The organism is Pantoea sp. VS1, from assembly GCF_002207995.1.
Lineage (GTDB): Bacteria > Pseudomonadota > Gammaproteobacteria > Enterobacterales > Enterobacteriaceae > Pantoea > Pantoea dispersa.
In genome coordinates, this window is sequence record NZ_NHZE01000005.1 from 1 (window position 1) to 14,974 (window position 14,974).

The 14,974-nt window shown below is 59.4% G+C and carries 12 protein-coding genes and 1 pseudogene; 6 read left to right on the forward strand and 7 right to left on the reverse strand.

Features of this window, described 5'->3' with window-relative positions; translation table 11 throughout:
• A pseudogene (locus CBW22_RS02285) lies at positions 1-1,060 on the forward strand (hypothetical protein); the annotation flags it as partial.
• Positions 1,061-1,199: 139 nt separating this feature from the next.
• Here CBW22_RS02285 and CBW22_RS02290 read toward each other — a convergent pair.
• The 4 genes from CBW22_RS02290 to CBW22_RS02305 form a co-directional block, all read right to left on the reverse strand.
• Complete coding sequence (locus CBW22_RS02290; RefSeq protein WP_088515906.1) at positions 1,200-2,609, reverse strand: MFS transporter; 1,410 nt, start codon at positions 2,607-2,609, stop codon at positions 1,200-1,202.
• Positions 2,610-2,795: 186 nt separating this feature from the next.
• Positions 2,796-4,316: a p-aminobenzoyl-glutamate transporter gene (gene abgT / locus CBW22_RS02295; RefSeq protein ID WP_058759275.1), complete on the reverse strand. Its 1,521-nt coding sequence runs from the start codon at positions 4,314-4,316 to the stop codon at positions 2,796-2,798.
• Positions 4,317-4,500: 184 nt separating this feature from the next.
• Positions 4,501-5,940: a M20 family metallopeptidase gene (locus CBW22_RS02300; RefSeq protein WP_088515907.1), complete on the reverse strand. Its 1,440-nt coding sequence runs from the start codon at positions 5,938-5,940 to the stop codon at positions 4,501-4,503.
• The gene (locus tag CBW22_RS02305; RefSeq protein WP_088515908.1) at positions 5,937-7,250 is read right to left on the reverse strand and encodes an amidohydrolase; all 1,314 of its coding nucleotides are present in this window, start codon (positions 7,248-7,250) and stop codon (positions 5,937-5,939) included. Before CBW22_RS02305 ends, CBW22_RS02300 begins: the two co-directional genes overlap by 4 nt.
• Positions 7,251-7,363: 113 nt before the next feature.
• On the opposite strand from CBW22_RS02305, the gene CBW22_RS02310 reads away from it, so the two are divergent.
• Both CBW22_RS02310 and yjdN read left to right on the forward strand, forming a co-directional pair.
• A complete protein-coding gene (locus tag CBW22_RS02310; RefSeq protein WP_021507800.1) occupies positions 7,364-8,263 on the forward strand; it encodes a LysR family transcriptional regulator in 900 nt (299 codons plus the stop codon).
• Positions 8,264-8,334: 71 nt separating this feature from the next.
• Entirely contained in the window at positions 8,335-8,772 is a 438-nt protein-coding gene (gene yjdN, locus CBW22_RS02315) for a VOC family metalloprotein YjdN (RefSeq protein WP_058774910.1), read from the forward strand.
• 45 nt (positions 8,773-8,817) lie between these two features.
• Here yjdN and CBW22_RS02320 read toward each other — a convergent pair whose 3' ends face one another.
• The 3 genes from CBW22_RS02320 to CBW22_RS02330 all read right to left on the reverse strand — a co-directional run bounded on the left by CBW22_RS02320 (position 8,818) and on the right by CBW22_RS02330 (position 12,029).
• Complete coding sequence (locus CBW22_RS02320) at positions 8,818-9,684, reverse strand: nucleoside-specific channel-forming protein Tsx (protein WP_088515909.1); 867 nt, start codon at positions 9,682-9,684, stop codon at positions 8,818-8,820.
• Positions 9,685-10,014: 330 nt separating this feature from the next.
• Positions 10,015-11,373 (reverse strand): sensor histidine kinase, encoded by a 1,359-nt coding sequence (locus tag CBW22_RS02325; RefSeq protein WP_058759279.1) that lies wholly within the window; start codon positions 11,371-11,373, stop codon positions 10,015-10,017.
• On the reverse strand, positions 11,370-12,029 hold the full coding sequence (locus CBW22_RS02330; protein WP_021507795.1) for a response regulator: 660 nt from the start codon (positions 12,027-12,029) through the stop codon (positions 11,370-11,372). Before CBW22_RS02330 ends, CBW22_RS02325 begins: the two co-directional genes overlap by 4 nt.
• A gap of 189 nt (positions 12,030-12,218) precedes the next feature.
• On the opposite strand from CBW22_RS02330, the gene CBW22_RS02335 reads away from it, so the two are divergent.
• From CBW22_RS02335 to CBW22_RS02345, 3 genes are all read left to right on the forward strand, one after another.
• Entirely contained in the window at positions 12,219-12,587 is a 369-nt protein-coding gene (locus tag CBW22_RS02335; RefSeq protein WP_021507794.1) for a helix-turn-helix domain-containing protein, read from the forward strand.
• Positions 12,588-12,695: 108 nt separating this feature from the next.
• A complete protein-coding gene (locus CBW22_RS02340; RefSeq protein ID WP_058759280.1) occupies positions 12,696-13,586 on the forward strand; it encodes a LysR family transcriptional regulator in 891 nt (296 codons plus the stop codon).
• Between the two features lie 112 nt (positions 13,587-13,698).
• Positions 13,699-14,928 carry an MFS transporter gene (locus CBW22_RS02345; protein WP_088515910.1) on the forward strand — a complete coding sequence of 410 codons (1,230 nt, stop codon included), beginning with the start codon at positions 13,699-13,701 and terminating at the stop codon, positions 14,926-14,928.
• Positions 14,929-14,974: the final 46 nt, after the last annotated feature.

Sequence of the window (14,974 nt, forward strand, 5' to 3'; positions counted from 1 at the left end):
TGGTTACCGTCTGAATCAGGGTTGGGTTGCCCCCGTAATCGGCATGGAAGTTGACGGTAAAACGGTAATTAAACCCGAGGCGTTAACGTCGTCATGGCAGCATAAAAGCGGCACCTATACCGCAACCGAGACCAAAGTGGTCAAAGTCGCGGTCACCAATGCCACCGCCAATGGTTACGGCAACGATTTCCTGCTGGATAACCTTGGGATAAAGCCGGTCAACGTAACCAACGTGGGGAAACAGCGGATCGACTGGGACTTCAACGACGGCACATTGCAAGGCTGGATGGCTGCAGGGATATATGAAAAACTTAACCAAATTAAGACCACTTACTGGAAGGGCGAAGATGGCTCCAATGTTTTAGGTAGCACGACAGATGCCAATAATTCCGGGCGTGATTATAGTGGTGAGGTTGTTTATCAATATATCCAGGTTGAAGCGGGTAAAAGTTACACGCTGGGCTTTGATGGTCAACGGATTAATAAAAGCTATGCACCTCCAGTCATTGGCATCCAGGTTGATGGAGCAGATATTGTTGCCCCTGCAACCCTGACGCAAACATGGCAGCATTTTAGTGGCGTTTACACAGCAACTGAAACTAAAGTCGTGAAAGTGGCCGTGGTTAATAATACGTCAAATGCCTATGGCAATGACTTCCTGCTGGATAATCTGTTTGTACAGCCGCAAAATAATAGTGTTACCAAAGTAATCGCAGCGGAAAGCATACTGACAGAAATGCTGGCCAGCGGTGAAGAAGCCGCGGTAATCGACATGCTCGGCAACGGTAAAAATACGCTTAGCGTTAGCGTGGCGGATGTTCTCAGTGCTGGCAGCAAAGACCTGTTTATTGTTGACGGCAAAACCCAACTGCTGATCAAAGGCGATGCGCAGGACGTAGTGAAACTGGATGACATCCTCGGCGACGGCGGTGACGTGGGCGATTGGGTGAAACAGCAGGGCAGCACCACGGTGGCTGGCGTGAAATATCAGGTTTACAGCCACAGCGGCGTCGATGCCGACGTGTTGATCCAGGAGGGGGTGAAAACCGAACTGGTGTAAATTCGGCGGGGGTGGAAACGCCCCCAAAGGTTTGCACCAGGACGTAGCGGCGCGATTTATCGCGCGATGAATCGTGCCGCTCCAAAGGGTGCGCATTGCCGGGCTAAACCGGCCGCCGCCTACCCTGCGCCCATCCGGTTTAAATGTTCTCCAGATCCAGTCCCCGCGTCTTCGGCCCGTAAATCCCGACCGACAGCATCACCATCAGCATACTTAGCACGATAAACACGATCACCCCCTGACTGCCGGCATACTGCAGAATCAGGCCAATCAGAATACTGCTGAAAGCGGTCGACAGCCGACTGAACGAATAGCAGAAGCCGACGGCGCGCGCACGAATGTGCGTCGGGAAGATCTCGGTCTGATAGGCGTGATAGCTGAAGGTGAGCCAGGCGTTGCTGTAGGTGATCAGGAAACCGCACACCACCATCAGCAGCGGGTTGCTGGTCAGCGCGAACAGCGTGCCGAACACCACCGTCATCAGCGATGAAAAAACGATCTGCCATTTGTTTTCCAGCCGGTCGGCGTAGCGGCTGCAAATCAGCGAGCCGAGCGGATAGGCCAGCGTGATGAAAAAGGCGTACAGCAGGCTGTGGGTGACGGTGGCCCCCTTGCCGGACAGCAGCGCCGGCAGCCAGTTACCGAAGCCGAAGAAGCCAATCGCCTGGAAGAAGTTCATCACCACCAGCATCAGCGTACGCTGGCGATAAGCCGGTGCCCAGATTTCGCTAAAGTGCCCTTTTTTCGGCAGCTGTGCCGCCGCATCGCGCTGAGAGAAATCGTCTCCCGGCGCAATGCCGCAGCGTTTTTCCATCTCGCTCAGCACCCGGTGCGCGTCCTGATGCCGCCCCTGCTGCGCCAGCCAGCGCGCCGACTCCGGCAGATTTTTACGGATAAACCAGATCACCAGCGAGCACAGCGCACCGGCGATCACGACCCAGCGCCAGCCTTCGAGGCCGAGCAGGGTTTGCGGTACCAGCCACCATGACATCAGCGCTACCGTCGGCACCGACAGGAACTGAATGAAAAAAGAGAAGGCAAACGCGCGGCTGCGCAGATGGGCCGGCACCCACTCCGACAGATAGGTATCGATGGTCACCAGCTCGACGCCCAGACCGATTCCGACCAGGAAGCGGCACAGAATAATCATCTCCGCGCTGTGCTGGAACGCCATCAGCAGTGAGAACGCACCGTACCACGCCAGCGCGCACATAAAGGTCAGGCGACGGCCGAAGCGGTCAGCATAGGGTGTCAGCAGGCTGGCACCGACAAACAGGCCGAGAAAGGTCGCCGAGGCGAACGCCGCCTGATCGGCGATACCAAACACGCCAGCGGCGCCGGTGTGGAACACGCCTGCGGCTACCAGCCCGGCGCTGATGTAGCCGGTTTCAAACAGATCGTACAGCTCGAAGAAGCCGCCGAGCGCCAGCAGCGTAATAAAGCGCCACAGCCCGGCGGAAGAGGGCAGGGCGTCGATGCGCCCGGCCAGCGTCTGGCGTTCGGTCGCGATGCGATCGGTCGCCACTCCTGTCGAATAGGTGGTTGTCATTATGATTGTTACCTCGGTGTTTGCAGGATCCGCCCGGTGGTGGTTTGTCAGAAATCATTAACCGTTAGCAAGCGAAGAAATAGCAGAATAATCAATTCGTCCGGGGTTGCCGAGAGGCGCAGCGGTGACATTTTGGCAACGTGCGTTGCAGTTCACAGAAAGCGGTACGCCGTCCATGGCGCCAGGTCAGGGCAGATGCGGATAAACGCCCGGACCGATGGGCAGGCCCAGCAGATACCACACCAGTAGCAACGCGATCCACGTCACAAAGAACACCAGCGGATACGGGAAGATCAGCACGTAGTAGGTGCCGAGCTGCGCGTCTTTTTGATAGCGCTGCAGGAAACCGAGGAACAGCGGCAGAAACGGCGACATCGGCGCCAGCGGCAGCACGGCGGAATCGGCGATGCGGAAGATCATCTGGGCAAACGCCGGGTGAAAGCCGAGCAGCATAAACATCGGCACAAATACCGGCGCGAGGATCGACCAGATCGCCGAGCCGCTGGCGATAAACATGCACAGAAATGCCGAGAGGAACATCAGGCCGAGAAAGGCCGGCGCACCGCTGATGCCGGCGCTCTCCAGCATATCGGTCAGGCCGATGGCCATAAACTTGCCCATGTTGCTCCAGTTGAAGAACGCCACGAACTGCGACAGCGGAAATACCATGACGATAAAGCCGGCCATGCTCTTCATCGGATCCACCAGCAGTCGGGGGATGTCGTCAGCGCGGCGAATCTGCTGCGTCACCGCGCCATAGGCAATCGCCACCACAAAGAAGAACAGGATGATGATCGGCACGATGCCCTGAATAAACGGCGAAGGGATGATGCCGCCGGTTTTCGGGTTGCGCAGCGGCGCATGCTCCGGCACCACCAGCAGCGCCATCACGCCGATGAACACCAGTGCGGCGAGACCGGCCGCCTTCAGGCCGCGATTCTCCTGCGCCGTCAGTGGTGGCAGGCGATCGTGGTGGCCGCTGTTCCAGACGGGCAGGCGCGGCTCGACAAATTTATCGGTCAGCAGCGCGCCGGCCACGGTCAGTACGATGACTGAGCTGGCCATAAAGAACCAGTTATCGATCACGCTGACGTGGACCGTGTCGCTGACCGCTTTGGCGGCCTCTGTACTGATGCCGGAGAGCAGTACATCGGTGGTGACGATCAGCAGATTCGCGGTAAAACCCGACGCGACGCCGGCAATCGCCGCCAGCAGGCCCGCCACCGGATGACGCCCGACGGCAAGGAAGATCAGCGCGCCGAGCGGCGGCATCACCACCAGTGCCGCATCGGAAGAGATATGGCTGAAGAACGCGATAAACAGCACCATATAGCTGGCGTAGCGACGGCTGACGCGCGACGCCATCTTCACCATCAGCGACTGCAGCAGCCCGACTTTTTCCGCCAGCCCGGCCCCGATCACCAGCGCCAGAATGGAGCCCAGTGGGGTGAAGCCGCTGAAGTTTTTGATGATGTTGGGCAGGATCCACTGAATGCCCGCCACGCTGAGCAGGTTATTGACCCGCACCAGTTCGCCATTGGCCGGATTTTTAACGGCCACATCGAGGCTGCTGAGAAGCGCGGTGGCGATCATCAGCACCACGATCAGGTAGACAAACAGTAAGAACGGGTTGGGCACTTTGTTGCCGACCCGCTCAATCCAGCTGAACAGCTTGCCGGGGCTGCGATTTTCGGTCATCACTTCCATCGGTAGATCCTCGTCATGTTGTATTTGCATGCCCGGAAGGGCTGTTATTTTTTATTTTTTTATTTACTGCTTCCGCATGTGTTGCGGAGTGACCTTTCACACCAGCCTGTAGCGGCGCAATTTATTGCGCGTCTTGTTAAACCCGCGCGATTAATCGCGCCGCTACGGGCCAGTGCGCTTCGCTTTATAATGTCGATGGCTGCACGCCGGCCGGAATCGGGCACACGTACGGCTGCTCACGGCGCACGCGGTCAAACTCTTCACGACAGCGCGCCAGCGCGGCGGCATCGTGCAACAGCGTCAGCGCGGTGGCGGCCAGCACTTTGGCGGCGAGGCACATCCCTTTGTGGGCAATCGGCGTGCGGCCCTGTGCCACCAGCTGCCAGGTGTGCAGCGGCGTGCCGAAGGCAAAGCAGGGGGCAAAACACTGCGCCGTCGGCGTTACCCAGCTAACATCCCCAACGTCAGTTGAGCCGTACAGCAACTCGCGCGTGACCGCATACGGCGCTACCTCATCCATCAGCACTTTATCCCCCAGCGCCTCAGCCCAGGCGATACCCGCTTCGCCGCCGGTGCGCGCCGCATTCAGTCGCGCGTTACGCAGATCGTCTTTGCTCAGCGTGGCGCGGATCTCTGCAGCAAATGCTTGTTCCTGCGCGCTGTAGTGCGGCAGACCGAAATGGTGCAAATTACGTTCCATCACCGCTTCCAGCGCGCGGTTGGGCACATAGTTGGAGCAGGCTTTATCAAAACGTACCGTCATCTGCGTATCGGTCATCAGCGCCGCGCCTTTGGCGATGTTGATCACGCGCTGGTAGATATCCTGGGCCTGGTCGAGCTGCGGCGCGCGAATCAGGTACAGCACTTCGGCATCGGCCTGCACCACGTTGGGCGATACGCCGCCGGTTTGGGTGACCGCATAGTGCAGGCGCGCCTCCTGCACGATGTGCTCGCGCAGGAAATTTGCGCCGGTATTCATCAGCGTCACCGCGTCCAGCGCGCTGCGCCCGAGATGCGGCGAGTTAGCAGCATGCGCCGCCACGCCTTTGAAGTGAAACGCCGCCTGAATATTGGCGAGGGTGCTGAGGTTAAACATGCCGCTAAAGCCTTCCGGGTGCCAGGTCACGGCAGCATCGACATCATCAAACAGCCCCTCGCGCACCATAAAGGTTTTACCCGAGCCGCCCTCCTCGCCAGGGCAGCCGTAAAAGCGCAGCGTGCCGCGTCCGCCCTGTTCTGCCCACCAGGCTTTGATGGCGAAAGCGGCGGCCAGGCCGGCGGTACCGAGCAGGTTATGGCCGCAGCCGTGACCGTTGCCGTTTTCCACCAGCGGCTCAGGCGTGGCGCAGCCCGCCTGCTGGCTCAGACCGGCCAACGCATCAAACTCGCCGAGGATGGCGATCACCGGCTGGCCGTGGCCGATTGAGGCGATAAACGCGGTGTCGAGACCGCCGACGCCGCGCTCGACCTCAAACCCCTCCTGCGCCAGCGCATCGGCCAGCAGCGCAGACGATTGCGTCTCTTCGAAACGGGTTTCCGGTACGTCCCAGATGGCATCGCTGAGGGCACTGAAGCGCGCCTGATGCTGGTCGATGTAGCGATCGATGAAGTCGTGTGCGCTCATCGGGCACCGCCGAATTGCGCCTGGTTAAGCGCCAGCGTGGCCAGCATCTGCACGGCGGTGGCCATCACCGCTTCATCAAAGTCAAACCGCGCATTGTGATGGCCCGCCGCCAGCTCGCAGCCGAAGATGACGTAAGACGCCTGGCCGCCGCGCTGCTGCACGCGCTCCATCATATAGGTGGCATCTTCGGAACCGGCCGCCTGCTGTTTGCTGTCTATCACCGAGCTGAACAGACCCAGCGCTTCGGCCTGCTGATGGATAAAACTGACCCACGCCGGACTCGGCGTGCAGCTGCGTGCACCGCCCATCAGCGTAACCTCGTGCTCAACGTCGTACATCGCCGCAGCACCGGCAATCACGCGCAGCGCCTGCTGATAGATGTCGTCATTAACCTGATTACTCGCGCCGCGCGTTTCCACCTTCATCAGCGCAACATCCGGCACCACGTTGCGTCCGCTGCCAGCCTGTAATACGCCAACGTTAACGCGCGCCACGCCGCCGCTGTGCTGCGGCAGAGTGTGCAGCGCCAGCGTGGCCTGCGCCGCCGCCAGCAGTGCGTTGCGTCCCTCTTCCGGTTTGCCACCGGCATGCGCGCCGACCCCGGTAAAACGCACGTCCAGTTTGGTCGTGGCGAGAAAGCTGTCGCTGCCGCAGACGATCTCGCCGGGCGGCACGCCGGTGCCAAGGTGAATGGCGGTGAACAGATCGACATCATCAAGCACGCCCGCGGCCACCATCGCTTTGGCACCGCGTACGCCCTCTTCGGCCGGCTGAAAAATGAGTTTTATGCGACCGCTAAGCTGGTGCTTCATCGCCATCAGCACGCCCGCCAGCGCCAGACCTATGGTGGTGTGACCATCGTGGCCGCAGGCGTGCATCATGCCGGGATTGCACGAGGCGAAGCCTTCGCGCGTCGGCAGGTGATCGGCGGCGGCGCTCTCCGTCTGGTCGAGCGCGTCCATATCAACACGAAAGCCCATCACCGGACCGGGACGTCCGGTGTCCAGCGTTGCCACCACGCCGCAGAAACCGCCGGAGAAGTGGGGCAGCCATTGTGGCAATGCACCCTGCTGCAGCGCCCGCGCTTCCTGCTGCGCCAGCACTTCAGCAGACGGGAGACCCATGCGCGCATCGGCATCAATCACCTCACGGCCCAGCTGCAGCTGATAACCAAGACGATGCAACTCTTCCGCCACCAGCGTGGCGGTGCGGAACTCCAGCCAGCCGGATTCAGCATACTGGTGCAGGTCGCGGCGCCATGTCTGCATCTGCGGTATCCGCGCGTTGACGAGGTCGGAAAGGGTGTTCATCGGCTGTTCCTTAGTGTTGGTTTTTTATGCATTCAACCGAATCTACACAATGGTATTAGGGCGCATAAGATGCGAATATCTTGTGACCGATAGACAACGGTTATCACCTGATCATGGCGGCTAATCTCAAACTTCATCAGCTGCGCGCCTTTGTTGACGTGGCGCGCCAGGGCAGTATTCGCGCCGCCAGCCGGCTGTCGGGCCTGTCGCAGCCGGCGTTAACCAAAGCGATTCAGGAACTGGAGCTGGCGCTGGGCGCGCGCCTGTTCGAGCGTCGTCAGCAGGGCGTGATGCTGACCGATGTCGGTGAAACCTTTTTTCGTCATGCCTGTCTGGTGCTGGAGGAACTGCGCGTGGCGCAGGAGGATATCCAGCAGCGGCTCGGTCTGGCCGGTGGCAAAGTGAATATTGGGGTGGGCGGCAGCATTGCGCGTACCGTGATGCCGCAGGTGATAACCCAGTTTCATCGTGAGTATCCACTGGTGAAAGTGCGTATCGTGGAGGGGCAGCTGGTGTCGATGGTGCATGAACTGCGTCAGGGCGCGCTGGATTTCACCATCAATACCTACGACCGGCATCACTTCGATCAGGAGCTGATTTTCGAGCGGCTGATGCAGCGCGAGTATCAGGTGGTGATGCGTAAAGGGCATCCGATGGCGCATGCGCGCTCGCTGGCCGAGTTGCAACATTGCGACTGGACCATGCCGACGCCGCAGGGCAGTTATTACCGACTGCTGCATGACCTGTTCGGTGAGCGCGGCATGGCACCCAAAATCGCGGTGACCTGCGAGACCTTTATGGCCTGCACCAGCCTGGTGGCGAAGAGTGATTTTGTCAGCATCATTGCGCGCGACGTAATTGAAGACCCTACGCACGGCGGGCAGCTGATCGCGCTGGATCTCGACGATCCGCTGCCGAAAGCCACCTTCTATCTGATTCAGCGTAAAGACACCGCGCTGACGCCGATGAGCGCTTACATGGCGCAGCTGTTCCGCCGCTACTGCCAGCCGTGACGGGCGAAAAACTGCATCGTCTACACTTTAGGTGTACGACACGCGTTAACGCACTCTCAACGGAGGTTACGATGCAGGTGAGTCCTTATTTATTTCTCTACGGCCGCTGTGAAGAAGCCATTGCCTTCTATCTGGAGGCCACCGGCGGCGAAATTCTGCAAAAAATGACGTTTGGCGATATGCCGGAGCAGGGCGAACAGGTGGGCGATCGGTCGGCGCCGCCGCTGCCGCCGGAAAAGATTATGCATGCGCATCTGCGCATTGGTCAGGGCGAGCTGATGCTGAGTGATGGCAATACCGCCCAGCCACCGGCGTCCGAACATGCCGGTTATGCGGTGAGCCTGGCCACGCCAGATGAAGCGGAGGGTAAAGCCTGGTTTGATAAGCTCTCTGCGGGCGGCAAAGTGACCACTGAATGGCAGAAAACCTTCTGGTCGAACGGCTTCGGGATGTTTATCGATAAGTTTGGCATCCCATGGCGCATCAACGTGGTGAAGCCACAGGCGTAACAGACTGGCGTGGCCGCGATGGTGAGCGGCCACGCCGGAAGTGGTTTAGAAGTTGTAACCCACCACCAGGTAGTAACCCCAGCCGGTTGATTTCACTTCAAACGGACCGTTGCCGAAGTTGAGCTCCTGGCCATCAGCCCACTGGCCGCCGTTGTGGAAGTAACGCGCCACGGTAGAGACATGCCAGTGATCGTAGTTCAGCGACAGAATGTGGCTGGAGGCAATCGAGTTGCTGGTGCGCGAGCGGTCAGACTTGTCACGCAGATCGGAACCCCAGTCAAAGTTGGTGAAGCCGATATAACTCAGCTTGCCGCCCCACAGATCAGTGATCGGCACAAAGTATTTCACCTTGAAGCGATAACCATCCCAGCTGTTTTCGTTCGCCGCACCGTAGTTTTCCCACTGGTATTTCGCGTACACGTTCAGTGACAGGCCGATATTGCTATGGGTATCGATGTCAGTACCCAGACCCATGTACCAGGTGTTCTGACGGCTGTCGCTGTTGCGACCCATGTCGTAGATGTAGTTGTTAGCGAAGTACCACTCTTTGAACGGTCCGAACGCCAGACTGGTGCCGGTCAGCTTATCGATGGAGAAGCGTGGCTCAATTTCCATGAACATCGGCGAACCGTGGTCAAAAATACCGTTGGCATTGCTGTTACCTACGCCAAAGAAGTTGGTCAGGTCAAGGTAGCCGTAGAAATCAAACCAGTCCTTTTTAGTAAAGGCTTCGTATTCGAGATACACATCATTGTTGAACTGGGGTCCGAAGCGGGTGTGATAACTGCCTACCACGTTCACGCTCTGATGCCACCAGTCAGAAAGGTACTGCGGATCGCTTTCCGCCGCCTGTGCGGCGCCGGTCCAGCTACTGGCCAGTAAGGCCCCTGCTATCAACGTTTTAAATTTCATTATTTTTTAACCACTTGCTCGTGATCGCCGCGCAAATGCTGCGATCGGGTGAAATCGATCCCAGGGGATGGGCAGTGTGCTGTTGTTGCCGGTCTGACGCGCCGGATTTTCAGGCCCGCGTAATGTGCCTGTAACAGAGCGATAGAAAATAGATTTTGATCACGTTTGTCAAAAAGTGTTGCATTTGGATTCAGTAAATATGTGAAGTTGATCACATAAAGGCCGTGTAACGAACGGAACCCCGCAACCGTTTACGTTGTCGGGATACGCAGAGAACTGGCAGGAGAAGAAAATAGCCGGCGCGGATTATCGCGCCGGAGAGGAAAGACGTCAGGGAAGGGTTACGCGTACCTGCAGGCCACACACTTCACCCTGCGGGTTAAGGCAATTCGACAGCGCCACCTGCATCTGATGCTTCTGCGCCACGCTGCGCACGATCGATAATCCTAAGCCGCTGCCCTGCGCCTGGACATCCGGCGAGCGGGTAAAGCGATCGAAGGCGCGCTCGATAAACGACTCCGGCATGCCGGGGCCGTTATCGACAATATCCACCACCGTATGATGACCGACGCGATGCAGCAGCACATCCACCAGGCTGCCCTCCGGCGTGTGCAGCATGGCGTTGCCGATCAGGTTATCGAACAGGCTGCGCAGATCGGAGCGGCTGGCGTGCAGACGATAATGCGCCGTGCCGTTGAAGCCGATATCAATGCCGCGCTTGTCCGCTACCACCATCAGCTGCTCAATGCTCTCCTTCAGCAGGTCATCAAGCTCAATGGTCTCGACGCTGGCGACCACGGACTGATCCTCCTGGCGTGAGATATTCAGCAACTGCGTCACCAGATGGCGCGTGCGCGTGACGCCCGCTTCCAGCTGATCAAACTGGCGGCTGGCTTCGCCCGGCAGGATGTGCTGACGCAGGTTCTCCAGCTGTAACGTGACGGCGGTAACCGGCGTGCGCAGTTCATGCGCGGCATCCTCAAGGAACTGGCGCTGTGACGACCAGGCCGCGCGTAGTTTATCCAGTAGCGAGTTATAGGCATCGACCAGCGGCAGCACTTCGTCCGGCAGACCGTCCGGCGACACGCTGTGCGGATGCAGGGTTTCCTGCGCCGCAATCTGGCGCGACGCCACGCGCAGATCGCGCGTAATGGCCCGCACTACCAGCCAGATCACCAGCAGCGACAGCGGCATCATCAGGATGAGCGGAATGATGGCGGAGAGTACGCGTTTCACCATCAGGCTCTTCATGTAGCCGACGTTGTGCAGCACCTGAATATTGCCGATCTCGCTGCCCAGCTCGCCGGGACGGGTGTAAACGCGCCACTGGCAGTCATCGCCGCAGTCGCCAACTTTTAAATCTGACCAGCCTTTTTTGCTCTGCAGGGGCGCGTGCAGCGCCGGCCATGAACTGGCGCGCAGGTGATTATTGGTGTCCCAGAGCTGAACGATATAGGTACTTTTCAGCTTCTCCTGCTGCATCACCATTGGCATCAGTGCCGGCATGCGCTGGCTGCTTGACCAGGCATCGGCAATTTTGGCGAGCTGGTCGTCCTTCATGGTGCCCATCATGTCGCCATAGCAGTGGTAGAAATACCAGGTGACACCGCCGATCATCGCCAGATGCAGCAGCACCAGCGTGGCCAGCAGTTTGTTGCGCAGCGACCGCATAAACGTAAAGGATCTCATATTGCCGGCACCCGCCAGCCCAGACCGCGTACGTTGCGAATCACTTCGTTATCGAGTTTGCGCCGCATGCCATGAATCAGCACGTCCACGGCGTTGCTGGTGACCTCTTCGCCCCAGCCGTAGATGCGGTTTTCTAACTGCTCACGCGACAGGATCGCGCCCGGGCGTTCCAGCAGCGCATAGAGCAGGGCGTATTCACGTGCGGTTAGCTGCTCGCGCTGGCCTTTGTACAGCACTTCACGCGTCATCATATCGAGCTGCACGTCGCCGTTGCCCAGCAGGGAGTCCGCCGCACCGTGGCGGCGTCGGGTGATGGCTCGCATACGCGCCAGAACCTCTTGCAGATCAAAGGGTTTGAGTAAGTAGTCATCGGCGCCGCTGTCCAGGCCCTGGATGCGCTGCTGCACGGTATCACGCGCGGTCAGCACCAGCACCGGCGTCATGTCACCGCGCGTGCGCGCACGGCGCAGCACATTGATGCCATCTTCACGCGGTAAACCGAGATCGAGCAGGACGCAGGTGTAACCGCCTTCCTGCCAGGCGTTGCTGGCAAATACGCCGTCACGCACCCAGTCCACCGACCAGCCGGCGGCCTCCAGCGCCTGCTGCAGGTTGGCGCCGATCATTTCATCATCTTCTACCAGCAGCACACGCATGATGCCCTCCTGAATAACTTGTCGCAGTGTAGCGCCCGATAATTAGCGCAGAATTAACCTGGCGCGCTGTTTCGTCGGGAAAGCCGTTTTTTTGCTTGCTAATTCTGCGCTAATTTTCTGCTAATTAAGGGATAAATTTAACGCGCTACAGTGACGTCACTGGACATTTTACCGACGCCGGAGGAAGTCATGAATCAGCGCGAATTTATCCGTAGTTTGCTGGAGTGGATTGAAAAAAACTTAGGGCACGATCTGCATCTGGATGAAGTAGCACGCCGCTCGGGATATTCCCGCTGGCATCTGCAACGTCTGTTCCGTCAGCACACCGGTTTTTCACTGGCAGAATACATTCGCCAGCGCCGGCTGACTGAGTCAGCGCTCACGCTGATCAACAGTGACGAGGCGATTCTGCAGGTGGCGATGAGCTACGGCTTTGATACCCAGCAGGCTTACACCCGCACCTTTAAAAATTATTTCCGCGTCACGCCAGGCCAGCTGCGGCGTCAGCGTCGCGTCGAGCCGGATCGCCTGCTGTTTCCGCTAGCGGTGGCGGTGTGACATCCCTCGCCCGATTTCCCGTGGCCGCTGCGTAACGGGAAATCGGGTGCGCATTCGCGTGTTTACTTTTAAGCTGCGGTTCTCACTCTTTCGAATCAGCCAGAGAACATGGACAACAGCGATAATCTCACCGCCATGATGCTGTTTGCACGCGTCGTTGAGCGGCAAAGCTTCAGCGAAGCGGCCCGTACGCTGGGGGTATCAAAATCGCACGTCAGCCGCGAAATCGCCCGGCTGGAGGTGCGGCTGGGTATCAAACTGCTGCAGCGCACCACGCGCAAAGTGGCGCTGACCGAGCTGGGTCAGGCTTACTATCCGTTCTGCACCCGCATGCTGGAAGAGATGCATCGCGCCGACGCGTTTGTGCAGCAGGTGCATCAGCAGCCTGCCGGCAACGTGCGGCTGCAGGCACCGATCACCTTCGGCTGCCAGTGCGTGGTGCCGACGCTGAACACCTTTATCCGCCGTCATATTCACATCAACGTCGATCTCGAACTGACCACCAGCGACGATCCGCAGCCCAGTGCGGACGTGGCGATTGTGATCCGCGCGCGTGCGCCGGAAGTCGCAAACTACCGCGAGCTGAGCAGTATTGACTGGGGACTGTATGCGTCGCCAGCGTATCTGGCCGCGCATCCGGCCATCGATCATCCCGAACGTCTGATGCGCCACGATCTGCTGCTGTTTCACGGCCCGGCACACACGGCGGCGTTGCCGTTTCGCCGTGATAAGCAGCGCCTGGCGCTGGATGTGCACAGCCGCTTTCGCGCGAATAACAGCATGGCGCTGCTCAATGCGGCCCTGGCCGGAACCGGCGTGGCGTATCTGCCGGCCTATATGACGCAGGAGGCGCTGGCGCGCGGCGAGATTCAGCAGGTGCTGCCGGAATGGCAGATGGATCGCCTGCACAGTTACCTGCTGCTGAAAGAGCAGCCGCAGCCCTCGTCACCGATCACCTTGCTCTGCGACGCGCTGATCACTGCGCTGGGTGCGCCGTGATTGTTGTTTTCTGGCAACAATAGCGCGCTGGCTGGCAAATATCCGCTTCTCCCTGTTTTCTGTGTGCTACCGCTGATAGCCTGCTAAAAAAGCCAAAAACAGGGATATCACTATGTCGCATTCTTCTATCGCGTTAGCGCCTGAGCAGCAACACTGGCGGCGCAATTTGTGGGTTTGCGTGCTGGGTTCGTTCAGCACTATCGTCGCCATGACCCTGCTGCTGCCCTTTCTGCCCCTCTACGTGCAGCAGCTGGGCGTGCAGGAACCGGCTGCGATTGCGCGCTGGTCAGGCGCCGCCTACGGTGCCACTTTTCTTAGCGCGGCGCTGACGGCACCGCTGTGGGGCAAACTGGCGGATCGCTATGGCCGCAAGCTGATGCTGATCCGCGCCAGCCTCGGAATGGCCGTCGCCATGTCGCTGATTGGTATGGCCACCGCGCCGTGGCAGCTAGTGGCGCTGCGCCTGCTGGCCGGCCTGCTCGGTGGCTATGCGTCGGGTTCCACCATTCTGGTGGCGGCGCAAACGCCGAAAGCGCAGACCGGCTGGGCGCTGGGCGTGCTGTCCTCCGGCATCATGGCCGGTAACGTGGTCGGCCCGCTGCTGGGCGGCGTGCTGCCACCGCTGATCGGTATCCGCCACACTTTCTGGCTCACCGGCGCGGTGATTTTTCTCGCGTTTCTCGCCACCACTTTTCTGCTGAAAGAAGCGCCACGTGCGGCGAAGAAAGCCGCAGCCGGGGAGGGTGATGAGCCGGAGGCGTCGATCAACCGGCCAGTGGTGCGGCTGATGTGGCTGTCGGGCATGCTGCTGATTTTTGCCAATATGTCGATTGAACCGATTATCACGCTGTATATCGCGCAGTTTGTTCACGGCGATCACGCGGTGACGGTGACGGCCGGACTGGTGATGGCGGCCGCTGCGCTGGGCAGCATTCTCTCCGCGCCGCGCCTTGGCCGGCTGGCCGACCGCATCGGACATGCGCGCGTGCTGATTTATGGCCTGCTGGTCTGCGCGCTGCTGCTGATTCCGCAGGCGTTTATTAGCGCGGCGTGGCAGCTGGTGGTGCTGCGTTTCCTGATGGGGATGGCGCTGGGCGGCCTGATGCCCTGCGTGACGGCGTTGGTTCGTCATAATGTGCCGCAGCGGCAGGTCGGGAAAATGCTGGGCTATGCGACCTCAGCCCAGTATGTCGGCCAGGTGAGCGGCCCGCTGTTCGGTGGCTTTATCGGCGGCGCGTTTGGTATGCGACCGGTTTTTCTCGCCACCTGCGTGATTATGGCGCTGTGCGCGCTATTGAATGCGCGCGTGCTGCGTAAACCTCAACCGCCGGCTCGAGCGTAATGCCGACCGGCATATAAAAAAAAGCGGGCATTGCCCGCTTTTTTAC